General features: G+C 73.7%; 19 protein-coding genes and 1 tRNA gene. 11 read left to right on the top strand and 9 right to left on the bottom strand.

Going from position 1 to position 23,018, the window contains the following annotated elements; translation table 11 throughout:
• The first annotated feature begins 2 nt into the window (after window positions 1–2).
• Entirely contained in the window at window positions 3–2,351 is a 2,349-nt protein-coding gene (locus tag ACIF6L_RS25515) for a D-alanyl-D-alanine carboxypeptidase (RefSeq protein WP_396488762.1), read from the top strand.
• A gap of 80 nt (window positions 2,352–2,431) precedes the next feature.
• On the opposite strand, the gene ACIF6L_RS25510 is transcribed toward ACIF6L_RS25515, so the two are convergent.
• Both ACIF6L_RS25510 and ACIF6L_RS25505 read right to left on the bottom strand, forming a co-directional pair.
• Complete coding sequence (locus tag ACIF6L_RS25510) at window positions 2,432–3,400, bottom strand: YhjD/YihY/BrkB family envelope integrity protein (RefSeq protein WP_396488760.1); 969 nt, start codon at window positions 3,398–3,400, stop codon at window positions 2,432–2,434.
• 159 nt (window positions 3,401–3,559) lie between these two features.
• On the bottom strand, window positions 3,560–5,101 hold the full coding sequence (locus tag ACIF6L_RS25505) for a glycosyltransferase family 39 protein (RefSeq protein WP_396488759.1): 1,542 nt from the start codon (window positions 5,099–5,101) through the stop codon (window positions 3,560–3,562).
• A 312-nt stretch (window positions 5,102–5,413) separates the two neighbouring features.
• Here ACIF6L_RS25505 and ACIF6L_RS25500 point away from each other — a divergent pair.
• Window positions 5,414–5,486 (top strand) — tRNA-Arg (locus ACIF6L_RS25500).
• A gap of 248 nt (window positions 5,487–5,734) precedes the next feature.
• Here ACIF6L_RS25500 and ACIF6L_RS25495 read toward each other — a convergent pair.
• Together ACIF6L_RS25495 and ACIF6L_RS25490 are read right to left on the bottom strand one after the other, a co-directional pair.
• Window positions 5,735–6,619, bottom strand: a complete 885-nt coding sequence (locus tag ACIF6L_RS25495; protein ID WP_396488757.1) for a carbon-nitrogen hydrolase family protein — start codon at window positions 6,617–6,619, stop codon at window positions 5,735–5,737.
• A 52-nt stretch (window positions 6,620–6,671) separates the two neighbouring features.
• Complete coding sequence (locus ACIF6L_RS25490; protein WP_396488755.1) at window positions 6,672–7,520, bottom strand: phosphatase PAP2 family protein; 849 nt, start codon at window positions 7,518–7,520, stop codon at window positions 6,672–6,674.
• A 530-nt stretch (window positions 7,521–8,050) separates the two neighbouring features.
• On the opposite strand from ACIF6L_RS25490, the gene ACIF6L_RS25485 reads away from it, so the two are divergent.
• Window positions 8,051–9,022: a sigma-70 family RNA polymerase sigma factor gene (locus ACIF6L_RS25485; protein ID WP_329489273.1), complete on the top strand. Its 972-nt coding sequence runs from the start codon at window positions 8,051–8,053 to the stop codon at window positions 9,020–9,022.
• Window positions 9,023–9,146: 124 nt separating this feature from the next.
• Window positions 9,147–9,416, top strand: coding sequence for a hypothetical protein (locus ACIF6L_RS25480; RefSeq protein ID WP_396488753.1), 270 nt, complete (start codon window positions 9,147–9,149; stop codon window positions 9,414–9,416).
• Between the two features lie 10 nt (window positions 9,417–9,426).
• Here ACIF6L_RS25480 and mscL read toward each other — a convergent pair whose 3' ends face one another.
• From mscL to ACIF6L_RS25460, 4 genes are all read right to left on the bottom strand, one after another.
• Window positions 9,427–9,840 (bottom strand): large conductance mechanosensitive channel protein MscL, encoded by a 414-nt coding sequence (gene mscL, locus ACIF6L_RS25475; protein WP_396488752.1) that lies wholly within the window; start codon window positions 9,838–9,840, stop codon window positions 9,427–9,429.
• Window positions 9,841–10,412: 572 nt separating this feature from the next.
• Complete coding sequence (locus ACIF6L_RS25470) at window positions 10,413–10,751, bottom strand: FmdB family zinc ribbon protein (RefSeq protein WP_352290629.1); 339 nt, start codon at window positions 10,749–10,751, stop codon at window positions 10,413–10,415.
• A gap of 254 nt (window positions 10,752–11,005) precedes the next feature.
• Complete coding sequence (locus tag ACIF6L_RS25465) at window positions 11,006–12,283, bottom strand: MFS transporter (RefSeq protein WP_396488937.1); 1,278 nt, start codon at window positions 12,281–12,283, stop codon at window positions 11,006–11,008.
• Window positions 12,284–12,718: 435 nt separating this feature from the next.
• Complete coding sequence (locus tag ACIF6L_RS25460) at window positions 12,719–14,206, bottom strand: potassium/proton antiporter (RefSeq protein WP_396488750.1); 1,488 nt, start codon at window positions 14,204–14,206, stop codon at window positions 12,719–12,721.
• Between the two features lie 304 nt (window positions 14,207–14,510).
• Here ACIF6L_RS25460 and ACIF6L_RS25455 point away from each other — a divergent pair, with 304 nt between their 5' ends.
• Complete coding sequence (locus tag ACIF6L_RS25455) at window positions 14,511–17,222, top strand: penicillin acylase family protein (protein WP_329489277.1); 2,712 nt, start codon at window positions 14,511–14,513, stop codon at window positions 17,220–17,222.
• Window positions 17,223–17,306: 84 nt separating this feature from the next.
• On the opposite strand, the gene ACIF6L_RS25450 is transcribed toward ACIF6L_RS25455, so the two are convergent.
• On the bottom strand, window positions 17,307–17,882 hold the full coding sequence (locus tag ACIF6L_RS25450) for a 5-formyltetrahydrofolate cyclo-ligase (RefSeq protein WP_396488748.1): 576 nt from the start codon (window positions 17,880–17,882) through the stop codon (window positions 17,307–17,309).
• 60 nt (window positions 17,883–17,942) lie between these two features.
• Between ACIF6L_RS25450 and ACIF6L_RS25445 the strand changes: the two genes are divergently transcribed.
• The 6 genes from ACIF6L_RS25445 to ACIF6L_RS25420 all read left to right on the top strand — a co-directional run bounded on the left by ACIF6L_RS25445 (window position 17,943) and on the right by ACIF6L_RS25420 (window position 22,939).
• A complete protein-coding gene (locus tag ACIF6L_RS25445; RefSeq protein ID WP_396488747.1) occupies window positions 17,943–18,812 on the top strand; it encodes a GGDEF domain-containing protein in 870 nt (289 codons plus the stop codon).
• A gap of 51 nt (window positions 18,813–18,863) precedes the next feature.
• Window positions 18,864–19,784: a UTP--glucose-1-phosphate uridylyltransferase GalU gene (galU, locus tag ACIF6L_RS25440; protein ID WP_329489280.1), complete on the top strand. Its 921-nt coding sequence runs from the start codon at window positions 18,864–18,866 to the stop codon at window positions 19,782–19,784.
• A 26-nt stretch (window positions 19,785–19,810) separates the two neighbouring features.
• Window positions 19,811–21,157: a gephyrin-like molybdotransferase Glp gene (gene glp, locus ACIF6L_RS25435; protein WP_396488745.1), complete on the top strand. Its 1,347-nt coding sequence runs from the start codon at window positions 19,811–19,813 to the stop codon at window positions 21,155–21,157.
• 173 nt (window positions 21,158–21,330) lie between these two features.
• Window positions 21,331–21,771 (top strand): cyclic pyranopterin monophosphate synthase MoaC, encoded by a 441-nt coding sequence (gene moaC, locus ACIF6L_RS25430; protein ID WP_380382281.1) that lies wholly within the window; start codon window positions 21,331–21,333, stop codon window positions 21,769–21,771.
• A complete protein-coding gene (locus tag ACIF6L_RS25425) occupies window positions 21,768–22,316 on the top strand; it encodes a molybdenum cofactor biosynthesis protein B (RefSeq protein WP_396488744.1) in 549 nt (182 codons plus the stop codon). Before moaC ends, ACIF6L_RS25425 begins: the two co-directional genes overlap by 4 nt.
• On the top strand, window positions 22,313–22,939 hold the full coding sequence (locus tag ACIF6L_RS25420) for a GNAT family protein (RefSeq protein WP_329492222.1): 627 nt from the start codon (window positions 22,313–22,315) through the stop codon (window positions 22,937–22,939). Before ACIF6L_RS25425 ends, ACIF6L_RS25420 begins: the two co-directional genes overlap by 4 nt.
• The last annotated feature ends 79 nt before the right edge of the window (window positions 22,940–23,018 follow it).

The following is a 23,018-nucleotide window of genomic DNA, read 5'->3' as shown; positions in this document are numbered from 1 at the left end:
ACGTGGGCGAGTCCCCCGACAGGGTGCTGCGGGACGGCGAGCGGAGGCGGGAGCGGGACGAGGCGCGGAGCGGTTCCGGCGCCGGTGCCGACGCGACGGCGGCGGCCGTGGAACCGGCCGGGCGCGAGGACGCCGACGCTGCCGGGGCGGACGCCGGGGCGGGTGCGCGGGCGGGCGCCGGGGCCGGTGCCGAGGCCGCTTCGGACGAGCCCGGGAGCCCCGCGGCGGCTTCGGAGGCCGGCGCCGACGATGCCTCGGACGCGGGGTCGGAGGCCGCCTCCGCCGCCACCGGGGAGCCCGCCGCCGATGGCGCGGGCGCGCCCAGGACGGGGTCGACCGTCCAGCTCCGTGTCCGGGATACGGACTCCAGGACCACCATGCTCCGCCTTCCCGTGGACAACGCGACCACCGCGCTCCGCCTCCCCGCGGACAGCGCGACGACCTCGTTGCGAGTGCCCGTGGACAACGCGACCACCGCGTTGCGGCTGCCCGAGGAGCTCCGTTCCCCGGCCGACGGGGGCGCCGGCCGGGGCGCTCCGCCGGCCGGCGCCCCCGCCGGGAAGCCGGGGCGCCCGACCGGGCCGGACCCGCGTCTCGCCATGCGGACGGACTCGGCGGCCCCCGGAAAGCCTCCGGCGGAGCCCGCGAAGCCCCCGGCCGAGCCCGCCGAGCCCGCCGTACCCGCCGAGCCCGGCGACGAGCCGAAGGGTGCCGACGAGCCGAAGGGTGCCGACGAGCCGAAGGGCGCCGCCGGGCCGGAGACCCCCGCGCGGCCCGCGCCGCCCGCCGACCGGGCCGGGCAGGCCGAGAAGCTAGAGAAGCCCCGGGCCCCGCGGGCACCCGGTGCGGGCACCGTGCCCGAGCCGGTCCCCGAGCCGCACCCGGCCCCCAGGCCCGTCCCCGAGCCGGAGCCGGAGCCGGCACCCGAGCCGGAGCCCGTTCCGGCCCCGAAGCCGGCGCCCACCCCGGCCCCCGAGCCGCTCCCCACCCCCGACCCCCGGCCGCTGCCGCCCCCGCCGCCGCTGCCGAAGCCCGCGCCGCTGCCCGCCCCCGAGCCCGCGCCTGCGCCGGCCCCGGAGACGACGGCCGAGGCGATGCAGGTGCTGGCGACGCTGAACGCGCGCCCCGTCTCGCCGTTTCGCCGCGCACTCAAGCGGATCACCATCTGGACGGTCTTCCTGGCCGTCCTGCTCGGTGCGGTGGCGGTCGCGCAGCTGCTCCGACCGTTGCCGGACGCCAAGGTGAAGCAGACCGCCGCAGGCAGCTACAGCTTCGGCGGCGACCCGCTCGACCTGGCCTGGCCGGCCAAGGGCCAGTCGGCCGCCCAGGTCGTCGGCGTCGGCAGTCTCGGCAGCTCCGGCCCGGAGACGCCGGCCTCGATCGCCAGTGTCACCAAGGTCATGAACGCCTACCTGATCCTCCAGTCGCACCCGCTCAAGAAGGGGGAGAGCGGCCCGAAGATCACCGTCGACAAGCAGGCCGCCCAGGAGTCCGGCAACGTCGACGAGTCCAGGGTCACCCTCACCGAGGGCCAGCAGCTCACCCAGTACCAGGCACTGGAGCTGCTGATGCTGCCGTCGGCCAACAACGTGGCCCGGCTGCTGGCCCGCTGGGACGCCGGCTCGGAGGAGGCGTTCGTCAAGAAGATGAACGACACCGCCGCCAGGTTCGGCATGGCCGCCACCACCTACACCGACCCGGCGGGCTTCAGCCCGGACACCAAGAGCACCGCCAAGGACCAGCTGAAGCTGGCCGAGCAGGTGATGCAGGACGCGATCTTCCGGCAGATCGTCTCGACGCCGGAGACCAACTTCAACAATCAGAAGATCTCCAACACCAACACCCTGATCTCCCCGAAGAACGGCATCATCGGCGTCAAGACCGGCTCCAGCACCCCGGCCGGCGGCTGCCTGATGTGGGCCGCCTACAAGGAGGTCGGCGGGGTCCAGCGGCTCATCCTCGGGGTCACCCTGGGCCAGCCGGCGACCACCGCCGAGCCGAGCATCCTCAAGATCGTCCAGAACGTCAGCGCCCTGCAGATCCAGGCGGCCCAGAACGGGCTGACCGGCCAGACCCTCGCCAAGCAGGGCGACGTCGTCGGCCGGGTCGACGACGGGCTCGGCGGCACGGTCCCGGTCGTCGCCGCCAAGGACCTCACCGCCGCCGGCTTCCCCGGCATCAGCGGCACCCTCACCCTGGACCCGGCCAAGCTCGGCCACACGGCCAAGGCCGGTGCCCAGGTCGGCGTGCTGAGCGTGGGGGCGGGCGACGGCAAGGTGGAGGTCCCGGTCGTGCTCCAGACGGACCTGGCCCCGCCGTCCATCCTGTCCCGGCTGACCCGCCTGCTCTGACCTCGGCCGTCCGGCCCGCCCGCGGGCCTCGAACACCCCTCGGCGGGGGAACCGGCCACCGGTTCCCCCGCCGAGGCGCGTCAGCCGCCCCGCGGTCCGTCCGCGCCGTCGGGGTCCGGTCCGCCCGCGTCCCCCGCCGCCTCGCCCGCCTCCTCCGCGGTGAGCGGGGCGCCGCCCCAGACGCCGGGCTCGGTCCGGGTGCCCAGCCAGTGCGCGACCGCCTCCTCCTCCGACGCCACCCGGCCCAGCGCGATCGCCAGCGTCAGTCCGGCGAACATCACGATCAGCCAGGAGAGGCCGGTGAAGACCACCCCGTACGGCCCGAACTGCGTCACGCTGTGCGCCATCGCGCGCGGCAGGTAGATCCGGGAGGCGATCCCCAGGCCCACCACCACCGCCCCGCAGAGCAGCGCCCCCGGCAGCAGCGGCAGCCAGCGCACCCGGCCGACCAGCAGCAGGTGCTGGGTCCACCACCAGATCGCCGTCCCGCCGACGAAGGTCAGCGGAATCCCCAGCCAGGCACCCAGGCCGAAGCCGTCCCGCAGCGGCGTCTGGAACATCAGGCAGACCAGCCACACCAGCAGCCAGACCAGCCAGCGCCAGGCCACCACCCGCGAACCCGCCCTCGGCAGCTCCCAGCAGCGCTCGCAGACGCGTTGCATCGCCCGGCTCAGCGCCGTCGCCGACGCCAGGGTCACCAGGGCGCCGAACACGCCGATCGTGGTCTCCTGGTCATGGCTGCTCTGCAGCATCTGCTGCACCGACTGCTGCGCCGCGCCCTCCAGGCCCAGCTCCTTGCGGAGCGAGCGCATCACGTTCTCGCGGACTGCGGCCGGGGTGAACACGGCCACCACGAAGAGCGCGGGCAGGGCGCTCAGGAAGGCCTGGGCGGCCAGCCGGGTCGCGCAGTCGAGGAGGTTCACCCGCAGCAGGTGGCCGAGCGCCCGGCCCACCAGCGGCACCTGCTCGGGCAGCTCGCGAGCGCGCCGGGCCAGCTTCGCCGACCGCTTCTTCAGCCGGGTCACCCGCCCGGCCGGGTGCTCGCTCACAGGTGTCCTCCCGGGCAGTCCCGACCGTCGAGGGGCGGGCGGCCGGAGGCCGGAGGCGCCCCGGTCACCGTGCTCCATGGTCACCCGGTCGCCGGACGGCCGCATCCGGGCGGACCGCCGTCACGCGGGCGCCGGACCGGGCGGACCCGGCAGCCGGGCTCAGCCGGTGGTGGAGTCCAGCAGTGCGAGCGTCACCCCGCCGAGCGGCGTCACCCGGTCGGGCGGGCCGTACCTGGCCCGGAGGGCCCGCGCCTGCTCCGCGGGCATCGCGGTCAGCGGCTCGGCGGTGTCCCCGAGGACGAGCAGCCAGGTCCGCTGCCCCTGCCCCAGGCACGCGTCCACCTGGGGGCAGGTGGTCGGGAAGAGGTCCTCGGCCTGGAGGGCGCTGCGTTCGACGAAGACCGGGAACGGCCGGACGTCGCTCGGCAGGTAGTAGGAGACACCCGGCCCGACCATCGCCCAGCCCTGGTCGCCGAGCGGAGCCGCCAGCCCGTCGCCGGGCCGGTACCCGGCCCCGATCAGCTCGGCGGCCGCCCGGTACGGCTCACGGGAGAAGGAGTGCGAGCCCGCGGAGCGCACCGAGGACTGCTTGGGCAGCGCCACCAGGGCGGGGACCGCGATCAGCCCGACGGCCAGCAACGCGCCCGCGGCCCGGACCTGCCCCGGCGTCCGGCTGCGTCGCGCGGCCGCCGCCACCGTCGTGTAGACCGCCTGCACCCCGCCGCCGGCCAGCGCCGCCCAGGCCGGCACCGTGAAGAGCAGGTAGCGGTCGACGAAGTACGAGGTGCTGCCGCGCGACACCAGCCAGACGCCGAGCACCGGCAGCACCGCGAGCAGCAGCAGCTGGAGCGCGGGCAGGCGGCGCCCGGGCAGGACCAGGGCCAGCAGGGCCAGCAGGGCGAAGACGTGGAACACCCCGGGCGAGCCGAACAGCGGCTCACCGAAGTGCCGCAGCTGGTAGAAGGTCGGCTTGCCGATCCAGCCCAGCTGGCGCCCGGACTGCCGGCTGCCCAGCAGCACCACCGGCAGCACCGGCAGGGCCGCGACCAGCACGGCGAGTGGGTACTGCCAGAGCACCCGCCGCTCGGTGGCCGGGCGGGTCCGCCACAGGTGCAGCGCCACCACGGCCAGCTGGCCGGCCAGCGTCGCGAAGGAGATCAGGTGCCCGGCGCCGGCCGCCGCCATCGCCACGCAGTACGGCGCCCACCGCCGCAGCGACGGGCGCTCCAGCGCGCGCAGCAGGAACCAGGTGGCAGCGGCGACCGCACAGGTCACCAGGGCGTACGAGCGGGCCTCCTGCGCGTACCGCGAGATCAGCGGCACCACGGAGAACAGCAGCCCGCCGCCGATCGCCGCCACCCGGCCGCCGAACAACCGCTGGGCGGTCAGCGCCACGAACGCGGCGGCGCCGGCCATCGCCAGCACGGAGGGCAGCCGCAGCGCGATCGCGGAGTCGCCGAACACCGACGTCCAGCCGTGCATCAGCAGGTAGTACGCGCCGTTGCTGGCGTCGATGTGCTGGAGCAGTCCGAGCAGATCACCGAGCGAGCGGGTCGCCACCGTCCAGGTCGCCACCTCGTCCCGCCACAGCTCGGGCGTTCCGAGCCGGTAGGCGCCGACGCAGAGCATCGCCAGTGCCGGCCAGAGCCACACCTGGCCCAGTACGCGGAGGGCCGGGTGCCGTCTGCCGGCTGATGTCATGGTGAAGCGCCTCGTCCTTGCGGTGATGCGTTGCTGCAGGCGTGCCAGGGCCGGCGGGGGCACCGACGCCCCGCACCGGAACACCGGTTCGCTCCAGGCTACTGGAGCAGGATGTGACGCCCCGTCGCCGGGCATCATCGGCACCCTCCCCATGATTCCATCTTCCCGCACACGATTCGCACGCGGACTCCCCTCACCGCACACCCCGCCACCTCCGCCCGGCCGACGGCCCGACCCGGCGTGGCCACCCCCCGATCCGCTAGGCTGTCAGCGGTCGTCGCGCCACACGCGCGCCCGACCGCGAACGACCCCGCCTCAGTAGCTCAGGGGATAGAGCACGGCTCTCCTAAAGCCGGTGTCGCAGGTTCGAATCCTGCCTGGGGCACAGCGCGCTACCCAGTGAAGGCCCAGGTCCGGGGATTCCCCGGACCTGGGCCTTCGTCGTTCCCGACCGCCGTCCCGCCCGTGTCCTGCTTGTGCCGCGTCCGTGCCGCGCGTCCGTGCCGCGTTCAAGGCCGTGGGGCCGCGTGCCCGGCGGGCCCACGGGGGGCACGAGGACCGGCGCGCCGGGGTGGCGGAGTCGGGCGGGCGCGTTCGGGGCCGCCGGCGTGTGACGGGCCGTCGGGGGCGGGCTCAGCCGAGGCCGAGGGTGTGCCGGTCGCGCGGGGTGGTGCGGGGCTGGGAGGCGAGGTCGGCGAGGAGGCTCTCGGCCTCCCGGGTGGTGCGCAGGACCTCCGGGTCGAGGTCGGCGACGACCAGCTCGCGGCGGTCCGGGCCGGCCTCGGCGAGGAGGCGGCCGTCGGGGGACCAGACGGCGCTGGCGCCGCAGGTGTTCCAGCCGCCGGTGGTGCCGATGTGGTTGGCCAGCACCGTGTAGAGGGTGTTGTCGAGCGCGCGGGCCGGGAACCAGGTCCGGGACTCGTGGTGGCCGTGGCCCACGCTGAACAGCGCGCCGACCAGGTAGGCGTGGCAGCCGTCGAGGGCGGCGGCGCGGGCGTGCTCGGGGAAGCCGGAGTCGTAGCAGATGCCCAGGCCGAGCCGCCAGCCGTCGAGTTGGAGGGTGCAGCCCGTCGTCCCGGGGCGGTAGGTGTCCCGTTCGGTCTTGAAGAGGTACTGCTTGTCGTACCGGGTGGTGAGCGCACCGTCGGGGCCGAAGACCAGGGCGGAGATGCGCAGTTCGCCGTCGGCGTCCCGGACGGCCGCGCCGACCACGGCGGCCGTGCCGGTCTCCCGGCAGGCGTCGGCGATCGGCGCGAGCCGGGGATCGCCGGGCTGGACGCTGTGCTTGAGGGGGTCGGTCCGGATCAGCTCGGGCTCGTAGCCGGACAGGAACTTCTCGGCGAAGAGCACCAGGCGCACGCCGTCCGAGGCGGCCTTGCGGATCAGGTCGGCGACGGTCGCGACGTTGGCGGGGAGGTCGCCCGCCACCGCCTGGGCCTGCGCGGCGGCGATCCGTAGCGGCCGGTCGGGGAAGTCGGGGGCGGGAGCGGGTCGGTCGGGCGTCGAGGGAAGCGGCATGAAGGCCAGGCTAGGCGGGCCCGGCGGACCGGCCCGAGGCCGGGGACCCGCGCTAGGGCTTGACCGCGCCGTCCGGTCGGTCGCCGGCCCGCTCGCCGGCCTCCTCGAAGGCCGGATCAAAAGCCGGGTCGAAGGCCGGGTCGTAGGGCGCGGGGGCGGTCTGGGAAACGAGGACGCGCTGGACCCTCGGCCTGGTCCGCCAGTTGACCCGCCGGACGTCCCGGGCCAGCGCGCCGGGCCGGCAGAGCTCGACGGCCACGGTGACCGCGCCCAGGACGATCCCGGCGGCCAGCCAGCCGCCCAGCACGTCGCTCGGCCAGTGGACGGCGAGGGCGACCCTCGTCCAGCCGATCGTCAGCACGGTCAGCGCGGCGATCGAACAGGCGGTGATCCGCCCGCCGCGCGAGGACCGGTGCCAGACCAGCCCGACCAGGACGGCGCAGGTGATCGCGGAGGCCATCGCATGCCCGGACGGGAGGGCCGGGCCGCCGGCGTGGGCGACCGGGTCGGGGAAGTGCGGCCGCAGGCGGTCGAGGCAGAGCTTCAGGACCCACAGGAAGCCCCAGCCGACCAGCGCCTGGGCCGCGGCCCAGCAGGCCAGCACCCGGGCCCCGATCAGCCAGAGCCAGAGCGTGGCGGCGCCGAGCAGCGTACGCATGGTGATCGTGCCGCCGATGTCGGTGAGCATCTGCACCGAGGCGACCCAGACTCTTCGGCCCTGGGCATAGCGGTGCATGTCGTCCACCCAGCCCTGGTCCAGGCGGGCGAGCGGGGACCAGCCGGTCTGCACCAGGGTGGCCAGGACCGCGAACAGCGCGGTACAGCCCGCCGCGAGCGCCACGTGCCGGAGCAGGTGGCGATTACGCGGGGTGAGGAGAAGCGAGCTGTTGGTCAGGTGCATGGCTGACACCTTCCCAGTGCGTTGTGCTGATCGGACGCCTGCGCGATAGCGATTTGGCATCTTTTGTGCGGAGGATCTGCGTGCGCCGGGGTGCGGGCGCGGGGCGGCTCCGGGGTGCGGAACCGGTGGCAGCGGCGGCTCCGGCGGGGCCGGGCGGGAACGCGCGCGGCTGCCCGCGGGTTCTCCGGAGTGAAGGGCCCGCAAAGGAGTGCGTCGACGGCCCCGGCATGGGCGGCCGCGCAGCGGCAAGGCGCCGGGGGGCCGCACCCGCGGTCCCGCCGACCGCTTTCGGTGGACCGCGCCGTGTGGACCGCCCGGCCGGCACCTGCGGTGCCGGTCCGGTCACGCTCCGTCCAGGGGCGCGATGAAACCCGGCAGCATACTGCATCGGCGGAAGAATCTGAGCGACTTGGGAATGTTGTCCGGAATCTGTTCGTTGGATCGTTACGTGTGAGCCCCGCGGGGCCCGCATTCTTGCCCTCTTGGGGGCAGGCAGGCAGACCTCGGCAATTCCAGCAAAGGGAGCAAGCATGGCCACCCGTGCCGTCGTTCGCGACAGGGCCGACCGGACTCGCGCGGCCCGCCCGACCAACCTTGAGGCCGACCGTGACCTGGTCGGTATGTATCTCGACGAGATCGCCAGGACGCCCCTGCTCGATGCCGCCGAGGAGGTCGAGCTCTCGCTGCGGATCGAGGCCGGTGTGTACGCCCAGCACCTGCTGGAGGAGGCGGAGCTCCCCAAGGGTGTGAAGCGTGAGGAGCTGGAGGCGATAGCCGAGGACGCCGAGCGCGCCAAGGACGTCTTCATCCGCTCCAACCTCCGGCTGGTCGTCGCCGTCGCGCGGCGTTACCCGCGCAGCGGCCTTCCGTTGCTCGACCTCATCCAGGAGGGCAACGCCGGCCTGGTGCGGGCGGTGGAGAAGTTCGACTACGCCAAGGGTTTCAAGTTCTCCACCTATGCCACCTGGTGGATCCGGCAGGCGATCACCCGGTCCATCGCCGACCAGTCGCGCACCATCCGGCTGCCCGTCCACCTGGTCGAGGAGCTGGGCCGGATCCGACGCGTCCAGCGGGAGAAGTCCAAGGAGCTGGGCCGCGAGCCGGAGCCGGCCGAGATCGCGGCCGAGCTGGACACCACCGAGGCGCGGATCAAGGACGTCCTGGACTGGGCGCGTGACCCGGTGAGCCTCAACATGTCCGTTGACGACGAGGGCGAGACCCAGTTCGGCGACCTGGTCGAGGACACCGGGGCGACGTCCCCGGAGGACGCCGTGATGGTCATGCTCCGCCGCGAGGAGCTGGACGGTCTGATCGGGCGCCTGGACGACCGGACGGCCTCGATCATCCGGTCGCGCTACGGGATGGAGGACGGCCGTGAGCGGACGCTCACCGAGGTGGGCAAGCAGCACGGGCTGACGCGGGAGCGGATCCGCCAGATCGAGAAGCACGCGCTGGCCGAGCTGAAGCGGATCGCCGACCACGCGGGCTTCGAAGCCGCCTGACGGCCTCCCCGCCGCCACCTCGCCGGCGTACCGGGGCCCCGGGTGCGGAATCGCTCCGCACCGGGGCTCTCACGCGTCCCCGGCGGCGGTCGGCGCGGGCGCGGGGAGCTTCTAGGCTGGAGGAGTGGACGATGTGCGAGACGGAGGCGGGCCGGTGACCGAGCGGGAGCCCAGGCAGGACGGCGGGGACAGGACGGACGCCGCGGAGGCCGTGAAGGCGTCCGACGACCCCAAGGCCGCGACGAAGGGCCGGCTGGTCTTCCGGGACCCGCTGGACCAGCAGTCCAGTGACGACACCGACGCCGGCTGGGGCGGGCGCCCGGGAACGGCGGACAGCGGTGGACGGGGGCTGGACTGGTACCTGAGCCAGCGCCCGCCGCACCACGGCGACTGACGGGGAGTGCTCAGCGCTGCCGCGCGACCAGCGCGTCGCGGATCTCGGTCAGCAGCAGGACCTGCTCGGCCTCCGCCTGGACCTCGGTGACGCCTCTGCGCCGGGCGGCGAGCCTGGTCATCGGCAGGATCAGGCAGAAGTAGACGACGGCCGCGGTGATGACGAACTGCAGGAGGGCGCTCAGCACCGAGCCCCACAGGATGAGGACCCCGGACGTGACCTCGCCGGTCGCGCTCAGCTCGCAGGGGCCCTTGAGGCAGGAACTGTAGGCACCCAGGTCCTTGGCACCGAAGGCGCCGACGATCGGGTTGATCACGCCCTTGACGAAGGCGTTGATGATGTTGGTGAACGCCGCGCCGATGACGACGGCGACGGCGAGTTCGACGACATTTCCGCGCAGCAGGAATTCCTTGAAGCCTTTCATGCCGCGTGAACGACGAAGTCGTGGTCCGGTCACGGGTGAGCTTCGAGGTGTTCCGATTGACAACCCGATCGGCCGACCGACGCGGCGCCCGGAGGGGAGAGACCCGCCCGCGCGGGCCCGACGGCCAGCGCGGCCGACAGGGCGACCAGCAGCAGGGCGGGCACCCCGAGCCGGTGCCGGGCGGCCCGGCGGAGCCGGTGGAGGCGGCCACCGCCACGCCGGATCGGCGCGAAGGGCGGCACCTCCCGCCGGGGCGGAACGGCTGGGGCGGGGAGCGGCGGGAATCGCGGGGGGAGGCTCGTGGTCGACATGGGCACCACCGGTGGTCGCGGGGCGCCGGCCCGGGGTGCGGGCCGGCTCTTCCGACGCACACTCTGGGCGGCCCAGGGGTCGGGTGGAAGCCCTGTCCCCAGGCCTGTGGACAACTCGGCCCTGTGGACAACTCTGTACACCCGAACGGGGTAGTGGGCCCATCGGCGGTTGACCGCGAGCGGCCTGCCTCCGCCCGGGCACGCGAAAGGCCCGCGGGCCGCGCGATGGGCGCGGGCCCACGGGCCTTGCGAAGTCTGGTCTCAGCCGGCCGGCTTCGCCGCCGGAGCCGAGCTCGCGGCAGCGGTCGAGCCGCCCGAGGACGACGAGGACGAGGTCGAAGCAGCCGACGACGAGCCGGACGAGGACGAACCCGACGAGGTCGAGTTCGACGACGAGCCGGTGCCCACCGAGCTGGTGGACGAGGAGCGGCTGTCGGTCCGGTAGAAGCCGGAGCCCTTGAAGACCACACCCACGGCCGAGAAGACCTTGCGGAGCCGTCCCTGGCAGTCGGGGCACGTGGTCAGCGCCTCGTCGGTGAACTTCTGCACCGCCTCCAGGCCGTTGCCGCACTCGGTGCACTGGTACTGGTACGTGGGCACTTGTCTTCCTCCTGGCACTCTCGCCTGATGAGTGCTAACGATGGTCAATGATGCGGCATTCCGCTGGATCAGTCCAGCGACTCGAATGTGAGATGAGCCGGGGGCGCGCCGAAGCACCCGTTCCCGCGCCCGCCGGAAGCCGGCCGCCGAGGGCCGCCGCCCCGGCCCGGACCCGCCGCCCGACCGGCCGGACGCGTCCGACCCGACCCGACGCCGCCCGACGCCGCCCGACCCGGCGCCCCGAGCCCCGCCGCTCAGCCCTTCGCCGCCCCGACCAGCTGCGGAGCCGAGCCCCGCTCGTTCGCGCCCGCGACCACCGTGCTCGCCGCGCCCGGCGCGATCAGCAGGTGCCGCAGCGCGACCAGCGCGACCAGGCCGAGCCCGGCACCGGCCATCGGCACCAGGAACCCGGCCGACGGCCCGTGTCCGTCGATCAGCCGTCCGGCGACCGTGGACCCGGCCGCCAGGCCCAGCCCGATGGCACCGGTCAGCCAGGTGAAGGCCTCGGTCTTGGCGCCGTCCGCGACCAGCGTCTCGACCAGGGTGTACCCGGTGATCAGCGTCGGTGCGATGGCCAGGCCGCAGACCAGCCCGGCGACGGACAGTGCGACCAGGTTGGGCATCGCCCAGAGCGTCGAGCAGCCCACGACCAGCAGCGCGTAGCTCGCCAGCATCCGGTGCCGGGCGGCCCGGCGCCAGGCGACCATGCCGTACAGCACGCCGGCCAGCATCGAGCCGCCGGCGAAGATCCCGTACACGGTGCCGTTGGCGCCGGGCTGGCCGACCGACTCGGTGAACGCGGTGACCGACACCTGCATGGCACCGAAGACGGTGCCGACGCCCAGGAACGCGCCGGCCAGCAGCCGGACGCCGGGGGAGGAGAGCGCGGAGACCCGGCGGACGCCGGGCTGGTGCGGGTGCCGGGCCGGCGCGGTGCGCCGCTGGGCGGCGAAGGCCAGTCCGCCGACCACGGTCAGCGCGGCCTCGGCGATCAGCCCGGCGGCGGGCGTGACCGAGGTGGCGATGGCGCCGGCGAGCACCGGGCCGATCACGAAGGTGAACTCGTCCGTCACGGACTCGAAGGCGAAGGCGGTGTTGAGCTTGGCGGCCGACAGCGCGGACGCCGAGCGCCCGCCGGCCGCACCCTCGGCGGAGAGCTTGGCGACCCAGCGGGACCGGACCATCGCGCCGACCTGCGGCACGCTGGCGCCGGCCGGGGCGGCGGCGAGGAAGAGGGTCCAGACCGGGGTGTGGCCCAGGGCCAGCGCGATCAGCGCGCCGACCGAGACCGCGTGCACGATCACGGTCGGGACGAGCACGGCGGCCTGGCCGTAGCGGTCGGCCAGCCGGCCGGTCTGCGGGCCGATGAAGGCCTGGGCGACGGCGGAGACCGCCGCGACGCTGCCGGCCGTGCCGTAGGAGCCGTGGGTGTCCAGCACCAGCAGGACGATGCCCAGGCTGAGCATCGCGTACGGGAGCCGCGCGGCGAAGGCGGGGGCCAGGAACGTCCAGGCTCCGGGGGTGCGCAGCAGTGCGCCGTACCCGACGCGGGCGGGTGCGCCCTGGTCGGCGGTGGCCCCGGTGCCCGGCCGGGTGTCCGGGAGCGTGTCGGTGGCCAGGGCGGCGCGGGTGTCCGCGGTGTTCTCGACCGTTCGGCGGGCCGTCACGGTCGTCCTTCCTGCTGCCTGGTAGCGCGGAAGGGGCATGGGGTGGCCCCGACGGCGCCGAGAGTCGTCCTCTCGCGCGTCGACCGGGGTAGTTACCGGGCCCGCCCGGCGTGGTTGCCGGGATCCGGGCCGCGGCCGCCGAGCGGTCGCGCCAACTCTGCTTCAGGCAGATGCTGGGGTGTTTCGATCGTTCTGCATATACGCGCGTAGATGACGCGCTACCCCCACCATACAGAGGACATCCAGATCTGTCCCGTCCATCGGAGGTGAACGCTGGAAGACCCCCCGTGGTCATCGCGGTCACCGCCGCCCGTACAGCCACCCCGCGAGCTTGCCGCCCTTGTCCACGGCCCGCAGCCGCCGCTCGGCGGCCTCGCCGACCTCGTCGGTGGTCACGACCAGCAGTTCGTCGCCGCCGCGCAGCACGGTGGCCTTGTCCGGGACGAAGCTGCTGCCCTCCCGGACGACCAGGGTCACCGCCGCGCCGGCCGGCAGCCGCAGCTCGCCGATCTCCACGCCGGACATCCTGGAACTCGGCGACAGCGCCACCGACAGCAGGTGTCCGTGCAGCTTCTCCAGGGGCGCGGACTCGATGCCGAGGTCCTGGCCCATCGAGCCCTCGGAGATCTTCAGCCACTTGGCGACCCAGGGCAGGGTCGGGCCCTGGAGCAGGGTGAAGACCACGACCAGGATGAAGACGATGTTGAAGACGTCGTGGGCCATCGGCGTGCCGGCCACCATCGGGATGGTCGCCAGCACGATGGGCACCGCCCCGCGCAGCCCGGCCCAGCTGAGCAGCGCCTGCTCGCGGCCGGGCAGCTTGAAGGGCGTCAGCGTGATCACCACCGACAGCGGCCTGGCCAGGAAGACCAGCACGGCGCCGATCACCAGCGCGGGCACCACGGCCGAGCCCATGGTCTCGGGGGTGCAGAGCAGGCCGAGCAGCACGAACATGCCGATCTGCCCGATCCAGGCCAGTCCGTCGGCGAAGCCGCGGACGGCGGGCCCGTGCGGCAGTTTGGCGTTCCCCAGGATGACCGCGCTGATGTAGACGGCGAGGAAGCCGGAGCCGTGCAGCAGCGCGCCGCCGGCGTAGGCGAGCACGGTGAGCGCCAGGACGGCGATCGGGTAGAGGCCGGAGGACGGCAGGGCGACGTGCTTGATCCCGAACGCGCCCAGCTTGCCGACCGTGAGGCCGACCGCGGCCCCGATGGCCAGCTCGGCGACGATCGTGCCGATCAGGACGTACCAGGAGTCGAGTTCACCGGTGGTGGCGAAGGCGACGACGAGGATCACCACGGGGGCGTCGTTGAAGCCCGACTCGGCCTCCAGGAGCCCGGTCAGCCGGTGCGGCAGCGGGACCATCCGCAGCACGGAGAAGACAGCGGCCGCGTCGGTCGAGGAGACGATCGCGCCGAGCAGCATGGACGTCCGCCAGTCCAGGCCGACCAGCCAGTGCGCGCCGGCCGCGGTCACGAAGACGCTGATCCCGACGCCGACCGTGGCGAGCACGGTGGCGGCCGGCATCACGGGTCTGACCTCGCGCCAGCTCGTCTTGAGACCGCCCTCGGCCAGGATGACGACCAGTGCGGCGTAGCCGATCACCTGGGTCAGCGCGGCGTTGTTGAAGGCGAAGCCCAGGCCGTTCTGGCCGAGGGCGACGCCGATGCCGAGGTAGATCAGCAGGCTGGGCAGCCCCGACCGGGTCGAGATGCGCACGGCGACCACCGCGACCAGCAGGATCACGGAGAATTCGAGGAGCAGCTGGTTCAGGTGGTCGACATTCACGCAGGGGCACCTCGGGCAGGCTGGGGGCGGGCGGGGTGTCTGGTGGCGGTGAGGCCGGGGGGAGCCGACCGGCCGGGGGCGATTGCTCCGCTAGCGGATCGTTACTCAGTCTAACATTTTGCCATATCTTTAGCTTCACCGTTCACACGGGTCCCTTCCCGCCCTCCGCTGACCTCGTCCGATCCCACCGTGAGCGTCCCCCGTGCACGCCCGCCAGTGGACTCGGCCTAATGTGGTCCCCTGTCATGGCCGTGTGCCCTGGACATGCCCGCCCGTCCCCCAGTCGAGGACCGCAAGGACCCAGATGCCCCGCTCGAAGAAGTTCCGGCGCGCCCGTCTGATCGTGATCGTGCTGGTCGTGCTGCTGGTGGCCGGCGCCGGCTACGGCGGCTACCGGGGGGTGGCCGCGGTACGCGCGTCCTTCCCGGAGGTCGACGGCAGTGTCAAGGTGGCGGGCCTGAGCGCGCCGGTCGACGTGAAGCGGGATGCCAACGGCATCCCCCAGCTCTACGCCGACACCCCGGAGGACCTCTTCCGCGCCCAGGGCTACGTGCAGGCGCAGGACCGGTTCTGGGAGATGGACGTCCGACGGCACATCACCGCGGGCCGGCTCTCCGAGATGTTCGGCGACAGCCAGGTCGAGACCGACTCCTTCATCCGCACCATGGGCTGGCGCGACGTGGCGCAGAAGGAGATCGACTCCCAGCTGTCGCCCGAGACCAGGAAGAACCTCCAGGCGTACGCGGACGGCGTCAACGCCTGGCTCGGCGAGCACCCCGGCGGCGCGAGCGCCTCGCTGGAGTACAGCCTGCTCGGCGTGGTGAACGGCGACTACAAGCCGGAGCAGTGGGCCCCGGTCGACTCGGTCTCCTGGCTGAAGGCGATGGCCTGGAACCTCTCGGGGAACCTCCAGGAGGAGATCGACCGCTCGCTGCTCGCCCAGGACTTCAGCCCGGAGAAGATCGCCGAGCTGTACCCGGAGTACCCGTACGCGCGCAACGGCACCATCGTGAAGACCGGCACCGTCTCGGGCGACGCGTACCGCCCGGCGGACGGGGCCGCCCAGTCCGGCCCCACCACGGGCACCGCGCAGGGCGCGGCCGCGACCAAGGCGATGTTCAAGGACGTCACCGACCGGATCGACGCGATGCCGCAGCTGCTCGGCCGGCAGGGCCAGGGCATCGGGTCCAACTCCTGGGTGGTCGCCGGCTCGCACACCACCACCGGCAAGCCGCTGCTGGCCAACGACCCGCACCTCGGCCCCGGCCTGCCGTCGGTCTGGTACCAGATGGGCCTGCACTGTCGCACCGCCTCACCCGCCTGCCAGTACGACGTCTCCGGCTTCACCTTCGCCGGTATGCCGGGCGTGGTGATCGGCCACAACAAGGACATCGCCTGGGGCTTCACCAACCTCGGCGCCGACGTCACCGACCTCTTCCTGGAAAAGGTCACCGGCCCGGAGACCTACCTGGTGGACGGCAAGGAGGTGAAGTTCACGCTGCGCAAGGAGACCATCAAGGTGGCCGGCGGCGAGGACCGCACCATCACCGTCCGCACCACCCAGACCGGCGCCCCGCTGATCTCCGACCAGAGCACCGAGCAGCAGAACGTCGGCAAGTACGCGCCGAACGGCGCCTCCGCCCCGGACCGCTCGACCAGCGGCTACGGCGTGGCCCTGCAGTGGACGGCGCTGGAGCCGGGCAAGACCATGGACGCCGTCTTCGCGCTGGACCGCGCCAAGGGCTGGGACGACTTCCGGGCCGCCGCGAAGGACTTCGCCGTCCCCGCGCAGAACCTGATCTACGCCGACGCCGAGAACATCGGCTACCAGGCCCCGGGCAACATCCCGGTCCGCGGCAAGGGTGACGGCGGCTACCCGGCGCCGGGCTGGGACTCCTCGTACCAGTGGAAGGGCGCCGTCCCCTTCACCGCCCTGCCCTACAGCCGCAACCCGGCCGCCGGCTACATCGTCACCGCCAACCAGGCCGTGGTCGACCCCTCGTACAAGTACCTGCTGACCAAGGACTGGGAGTACGGCACCCGGGCCAAGGAGATCACCGACCAGATCGAGGCCAAGCTCAGGAACAACGGCAAGATCTCGCCGGACGACATGCAGGAGATGCAGCTCGACAACACCAGCATCCTGGCCAAGACGCTGGTCCCGATGCTGCTGAAGGTGCAGATCGACGACCCGTACGTGCGCGAGGCGCAGGACCTGCTGAAGGACTGGAACTTCCACCAGGACGCCGACTCGGCCGCCGCCGCCTACTACAACGGCGTCTGGCGCCAGCTGCTCAGCCTCTCCTTCGGCCAGAAGTTCCCGGCCGACCTGCGCGCCGAGGACAACTGCCTGCTGGTCCGCCGGCAGACCGACCCGACCAAGCCCGACAGCCGCACCCAGATCGTCACCGAGTGCGGCACCCGTGACCCGGGCAAGGCCCAGCCGGACGGCGGCGACCGCTGGACCGAGGTGGTGCGCCAGCAGCTGGCGAAGCCCGACAGCAGCTGGTGGACGTACATCGACTCGGACCACCACGAGCAGAAGGGCCTCGACAACCTGCTCGCCGAGGCGATGAAGAATGCCCGTCAGGACCTCACGGCGCTGCTCAGCAAGGACGTCTCCACCTGGAGCTGGGGCCGTCTGCACACCCTGACGCTGCGCGAACAGACCCTGGGCAGCGACGACTCCTCGATCGCCTCCGGCTTCGTCCGGCGACTGCTCAACCGCGGCCCGTACCGTCTCTCCGGCGGCTCCGGCGCGGTCGACGCGGCGGGCTGGAACGCGGCGGCGGGCTACCAGGTGGACTGGATCCCGTCGATGCGAATGGTCGTCGACCTGAGCGACTTCGACGCCTCGCGCTGGGTGAACGTGGGCGGCGCCTCCGGGCACGCCTTCCACGACAACTACAACGACCAGACCGACCTCTGGCTCAAGGGCAAGCTGCTGACCTGGGCCTATTCGCCCGACGCGGTCGAGAAGTCGGCCAAGCACAAGCTGGTGCTGACCACCGGCTGAGCCGGCCCGCACGACACGGCGGCCCCGCCCCTCGGACCCCGAGGCGCGGGGCCGCCGTCGTCACCGCCGTCGTCACCGAGGGCGTCACCCCAGCCGGTGCGGCCCGGACGGGGTGAGAGCGAGGTCCACCGGCAGGTCGTGCGGCTCGGCCGGCACGCTCGCCAGCAGCTCGTGCTCGTAGAGCAGCACCGCCAGCAGCGGTCGCGCCCCGGCCCGCCCGAGCCGGGCCAGCACCCGGTCGTACGAGCCGCCGCCGCGGCCCAGCCGCAGCCCCCGCCGGTCCACCGCCAGGCCGGGCAGCAGCACCAGCGACGCCGTGGTCACGGCCTCCGGCCCGAGCCGGCCGCCGACCGGCTCCAGCAGCCCGCGCCCGGCCGACGCCAGCGCCTGCGGCCCCTCGTACTCGGCCCAGTCCAGGTCGTTGTCGGCCAGCAGCACCGGCAGCAGCACCCGGACCCCGCGCGCCAGCAGCGCGTCCAGCAGCGGCCGGGTGCCCGGCTCGCTGCCGACCGACACGTACGCGGCCACCGTGGCGCCCGGCTCGGCCAGCGCGCCGGCGTGCCCGGCCAGGGCGAGCGCCGCCCGCTCCCGCTCCACCGCCACCAGCGCCCGCCGTTCGGCCAGCAGCCGTGTCCTCAGCGCGCTCTTCTCGTTGTGCATGGGATCCTCCACAGCTCTGTGCCCGTGACGTCCAGAGCCTGACACGCGGAAGGCGCCCCGATGTCGACCCCGCTGCTGCTCCAGGCCCTGGCCGCGCTGAGCGCCCCGGCGCTGGCCGGCGCCGCCGTGTTCGGCCTGCGGCTGCGCCGGGCCGACGGCGCCGCCGCCGACCGCGAGGCCCGGCTGCGCGAGCGGGTCGCCGAGCTGGAGGCCCGCTGCGCCGAGCTGGAGCGCACCGCCTCCTGCGACCCGCTCACCGGGGTCTGGAACTACCGCCACCTGCAGCTCACCCTGGACCGGGAGATCGAGCGCGCCCGCCGGGCCGAGCAGGCCGACCAGCAGGACGGCCCGCACCCGCTGGCCGTCCTGCTGCTGGACATCGCGGGCTTCGACCGGGTGATCGCCGAACACGGCCGGGCCCGGGCCGACGCGATACTGCGCGACCTCGCCCAGCGGCTCGGCATGGAGATCCGCCGCTCCGACACCCTCGGCCGCTACAGCGGCGAGGTCTTCCTGATCGTGCTGCCGGACACCGGCGCCGCGGGCGCGGCACACGTCGCCGAACGGCTGGTCTGGTCGGTCCGCCGCCACCTGCTGCTGGACTGGTCCTCCGGCCCGCGCGAGGGTCGCCGCCAGCAGGGCAACGGGCTCACCGCCGCGGTCGGCGTGGCCGTGCTGCCCGAGGACGGTACGCATGCCGCCGTCCTGCTCCGGGCCGCCGACCGGGCCCTGGCCGAGGCCCGCGACGCCGGCGGGGACTGCTGGCGCGAAGCCGCCTCCTCCCGGCCACTCAGCGGCTCCGCTGCCGAGCGTGACCGTTCGGAAAACCCGGGTAGTCTGTCGCCCTGTGCCGGAGAGGACCCCCTCACCTCACCCGGCGCTTCCCCTTTGCCTGCCACCTTGGCCGGGCCCAGCGACGTGCTGTCATAGCCGGTCAACCGCGCTCGGCCGGGCGTAAACATGCCTTAGTAAGGTAAACGCATGACGACGATCAGCTCCCGAATTCCGGTAACCAAGGCCGTGGTCCCCGCGGCCGGACTGGGCACGCGCTTCCTCCCGGCCACCAAGGCCACTCCGAAGGAGATGCTGCCTGTCGTCGACAAGCCGGCGATCCAGTACGTCGTCGAGGAGGCGGCCTCCGCCGGGCTGTCCGACATACTGATGGTCACCGGCCGTAACAAGCGGGCGCTGGAGGACCACTTCGACCGCGCCTACGAGCTGGAGGAGCTGCTCGCCCGCAAGGGCGACCAGGACCGGCTGCGCCGGGTGCGCGAGTCCGTCGACCTGGCCAACATGCACTACGTCCGCCAGGGCGACCCGAAGGGTCTCGGCCACGCCGTCTCGGTCGCCGAGCAGCACGTCGCCGGCCAGCCCTTCGCCGTTCTGCTCGGCGACGACCTGATCGACCCGCGCGACCCGCTGCTCGCCCGCATGATCGAGGTCCAGCAGGAGCTCGGCGGCTCGGTCGTCGCCCTCATGGAGGTCGACCCCTCGCAGATCCACCTGTACGGCTGCGCGGCCGTCAAGGCCAACGGCTTCGGCGAGGACGTCTTCCAGGTGACCGACCTGGTCGAGAAGCCCGAGACCGCCGACGCGCCGTCGAACTACGCCGTCATCGGCCGCTACGTGCTCGACCCCTCGGTCTTCGACGTGCTGCGCGAGACCCCGCCCGGCCGCGGCGGCGAGATCCAGCTCACCGACGCCTTGCGCGAGCTGACCACCCGCGACGCCGAGAGCGGCGGCCAGGTGCACGGCGTCCTCTTCAAGGGCCGCCGCTACGACACCGGTGACCGCGCGGACTACCTGCGCGCTATCGTCCGTCTGGCCTCCGAGCGCGAGGACCTGGGCCCGGAGTTCCGCTCCTGGCTCCGTGAGTTCGTCGCCTCCGAGCTGCAGGACTGACACGCCGACAGAGAGCGAGAGCGCCGATGACCGGGTCCACGGAGAACAGTCCCACCCCCGCCGCAGCCTGCTGCGACGGATCCGCGGACCCGGCACCGGCCGCCCGGCCGGCCCGGCTCTGGACCGTCGACGAGCACCTCGCCGACGTGCTGGCCGCGGTCGGCCCGCTGCCCGCGATCGAGCTCCAGCTGCTCGACGCCCAGGGCTGCCGGCTCGACGAGGACGTGCTCGCCGGCGGTGACCTGCCGCCCTTCGACAACAGCTCGATGGACGGCTACGCCCTGCGCACCGCCGACACCGCCGGAGCCACCGCCGAGTACCCCTCGGTGCTCTCGGTGGTCGGCGACATCGCCGCCGGCGCCGCCGAACTGCCCAGGGTCGGCCCCGGCCAGGCCGCCCGGATCATGACCGGCGCCCCCGTCCCGCCCGGTGCCCAGGCGGTCGCCCCGGTCGAGTGGACCGACGGCGGCAGCGGCACCGGCCGGGCCGCCGACGCGATGGGCGCCCCGGTCGAGGACGAGGAGGTCCGGGTGCTGCGCCCGGTCTCCGAGGGCGCCCACATCCGCCGCCGCGGCAGCGACGTCACCGCCGGCGACCGGGTCCTGGAAGCCGGTACCCGGCTCGGCCCCACCCAGATCGGCCTGCTCGCCGCGATCGGCCGGGGCACCGTCCGGGTCCGCCCCCGCCCGCGCGTGGTGGTGCTCTCCACCGGCAGCGAGCTGGTCCAGCCCGGCGAGCCGGTCGGCCCCGGGCAGATCGCCGACTCCAACAGCTTCACCCTCACCGCCGCCGCCCTGGACGCCGGCGCCATCGCCTACCGCGTCGGCGGGGTGCCGGACGACGCGGACCGGCTGCGCGCCGTCCTGGAGGACCAGCTCGGCCGGGCCGACCTGATCGTCACCAGCGGCGGCGTCAGCGTCGGCGCGTACGACGTGGTCAAGGAGGTCTTCGAGTCCTACGGCGGGGTCGACTTCCGCCGGCTGCGGATGCAGCCCGGCAAGCCGCAGGGCTTCGGCCGGATCGGCGCCGGCGCCGGCGTCCCGCTGCTGGCCCTGCCCGGCAACCCGGTCAGCGCCTACATCTCCTTCGAGCTCTTCGTCCGCCCGGTGATCCGCACCATGCTCGGCGCCGCCGACGTCCACCGCCCGGTGGTCCGGGCGGTCTGCCCGGTCGCGCTGCGCTCGCCCGCCGGGCGGCGGCAGTTCCTGCGCGGCCGGTACGCGGCGGGCGACGGCGTGGTGGAGCCGGTCGGCGGCGCGGGCTCGCACCTGGTCGGCGCGCTGGCCAGGGCGGACTGCCTGATCACGGTGCCCGAGGAGGTCACCGAGCTCGCCGCCGGCAGCGAGGTGGACGTCGTCCTGCTCGGCGGCTGAGCGGTCCCGGCGACCGGGCCGTCCCGTCCGCCGGCACGGCCCGTCCCACGCCCCGGCCGGAGCGAGGAGTACGGTAGCGCGGTATTCGATCTGCGCGCCCCCTGGAGCCACCCGTGACCGCCTCACCCCCCGGCGACCGCCTCACCCATGTCGACGACCAGGGCGCGGCCCGGATGGTCGACGTCTCCGAGAAGGCCACCACCGCGCGCACCGCGGTCGCGGCCGGCCGGGTCAGGGTCGCCCCCCGCGTGGTCGAGCTGTTGCGCGGCGAGGGCGTGCCCAAGGGCGACGCCCTCGCGGTCGCCCGGATCGCCGGGATCATGGGCGCCAAGAAGACACCGGAGCTGATCCCGCTCTGCCACCCGATCGCGGTCTCCGGGGTGAAGGTCGAGCTCTCCGTCACCGACGACGCGGTCGAGATCACGGCCACCGTGAAGACCGCCGACCGGACCGGCGTCGAGATGGAGGCGCTCACCGCCGTCGCGGTGGCCGGGCTCACCGTGATCGACATGGTCAAGGCCGTCGACAAGGGCGCCGCCATCGAGTCCGTCCGGGTGCTCAGCAAGACCGGCGGCAAGAGCGGCGACTGGTTCGCCGCGGGGAGCCCGGAATGACCGCGCCGGACGCGGGGGCGCCGCTCACGGGGGCGCCGGCGATGAGGGCGCTGGCCGTCACCGTCTCCAACCGCGCCTCGGCCGGCGTCTACGCGGACCGCGGCGGCCCGCTGCTGGTGGCCGGCCTGGCCGCGATGGGCTTCGCCGCCGACGGCCCCCGGGTGGTGCCGGACGGCGAGCCGGTCGAGGCGGCCCTGCGGGAGGCCGTCGCGGCCGGGTACGACGTGGTGCTCACCACCGGCGGCACCGGCATCTCCCCGATGGACCTCACCCCCGAGATGACCGCGCGGGTGATCGACCGGCAGATCCCCGGCATCCCCGAGGCCATCAGGGCGTACGGCCGCGAGAAGGTCCCGACCTCCGCGCTCTCCCGCGGGCTCGCGGGCCTCGCCGGACGTACCCTGATCGTCAACCTGCCGGGTTCGACCGGTGGCGTCAGGGACGGCCTGGCCGTCCTGGAGCCGCTGCTCGCGCACGCCGTCGACCAGCTCGGCGGCGGGGACCACCCCCGGCCCGACGCACCTGCTTCCGGGAGAGCGCACTGAACGCCGGCTGGCCGGTAGAACTCCACGAGGGGGACGTCGCGCTGCGCCCGATCCGGGGCCGGGACCAGCGGGAGTGGCAGGAGGTCAGCCGCCGCAACCGGGACTGGCTGCGGCGCTGGGAGGCCACCGTGCCGCCCGGCCCGGCCGGCCGGGGCACCGGCCCGCGCCCGACCTACCGGCAGATGGTCCGGTTCCTGCGCGGTGAGGCCTCGGCCGGGCGGATGCTGCCCTTCGTGGTGCTCCACCAGGGCCGGCTGGTCGGCCAGCTGACCGTCGGCGGGATCACCTGGGGCTCGATGTGCTCGGCCAACGTCGGCTACTGGATCGACGAGGCGGTGGCCGGCCGGGGCATCATGCCGGCGGCCGTGGCGCTTTCGGTGGACCACTGTTTCACCACCCTGGGCCTGCACCGGATCGAGGTCTGCATCCGGCCGGAGAACGGACCGAGCCGTCGGGTGGTGGAAAAGCTCGGGTTCCGCTCGGAGGGAATGCGGCCGCGCTATCTGCACATCGACGGCGACTGGCGCGACCACCTGGTGTACGCGCTGACCGCCGAGGAGGTTCCCGAGGGGATGCTGGAACGCTGGCGGACGCTCAGTTCGGCGCGGCGCCCGCGTAATTGAATATATGTTCGAACCAAATATCGATATGGCATCGGCGTGGCGACGGACGGGCACAAATACCGGCAAAATAGTCGGAGAA

Source organism: Kitasatospora sp. NPDC086009, from assembly GCF_044540385.1.
Taxonomy (GTDB): Bacteria; Actinomycetota; Actinomycetes; order Streptomycetales; family Streptomycetaceae; genus Kitasatospora.
The sequence above is the reverse complement of the archived record's forward strand: the minus strand, read 5'-3'. Positions and strand labels throughout refer to the sequence as shown.

Coding starts and splice junctions, on each gene's coding strand:
- ACIF6L_RS25505 (WP_396488759.1), bottom strand. CDS start 5,101: ATGACATCAGCCGGCAGACGGCACCCGGCCCTCCGCGTACTGGGCCAG.
- ACIF6L_RS25495 (WP_396488757.1), bottom strand. CDS start 6,619: ATGCCGCTTCCCTCGACGCCCGACCGACCCGCTCCCGCCCCCGACTTC.
- ACIF6L_RS25490 (WP_396488755.1), bottom strand. CDS start 7,520: ATGCACCTGACCAACAGCTCGCTTCTCCTCACCCCGCGTAATCGCCAC.
- ACIF6L_RS25485 (WP_329489273.1), top strand. CDS start 8,051: ATGGCCACCCGTGCCGTCGTTCGCGACAGGGCCGACCGGACTCGCGCG.
- mscL (WP_396488752.1), bottom strand. CDS start 9,840: ATGAAAGGCTTCAAGGAATTCCTGCTGCGCGGAAATGTCGTCGAACTC.
- ACIF6L_RS25455 (WP_329489277.1), top strand. CDS start 14,511: ATGCCCCGCTCGAAGAAGTTCCGGCGCGCCCGTCTGATCGTGATCGTG.
- ACIF6L_RS25450 (WP_396488748.1), bottom strand. CDS start 17,882: ATGCACAACGAGAAGAGCGCGCTGAGGACACGGCTGCTGGCCGAACGG.
- ACIF6L_RS25445 (WP_396488747.1), top strand. CDS start 17,943: ATGTCGACCCCGCTGCTGCTCCAGGCCCTGGCCGCGCTGAGCGCCCCG.
- galU (WP_329489280.1), top strand. CDS start 18,864: ATGACGACGATCAGCTCCCGAATTCCGGTAACCAAGGCCGTGGTCCCC.
- glp (WP_396488745.1), top strand. CDS start 19,811: ATGACCGGGTCCACGGAGAACAGTCCCACCCCCGCCGCAGCCTGCTGC.
- moaC (WP_380382281.1), top strand. CDS start 21,331: ATGGTCGACGTCTCCGAGAAGGCCACCACCGCGCGCACCGCGGTCGCG.
- ACIF6L_RS25425 (WP_396488744.1), top strand. CDS start 21,768: ATGACCGCGCCGGACGCGGGGGCGCCGCTCACGGGGGCGCCGGCGATG.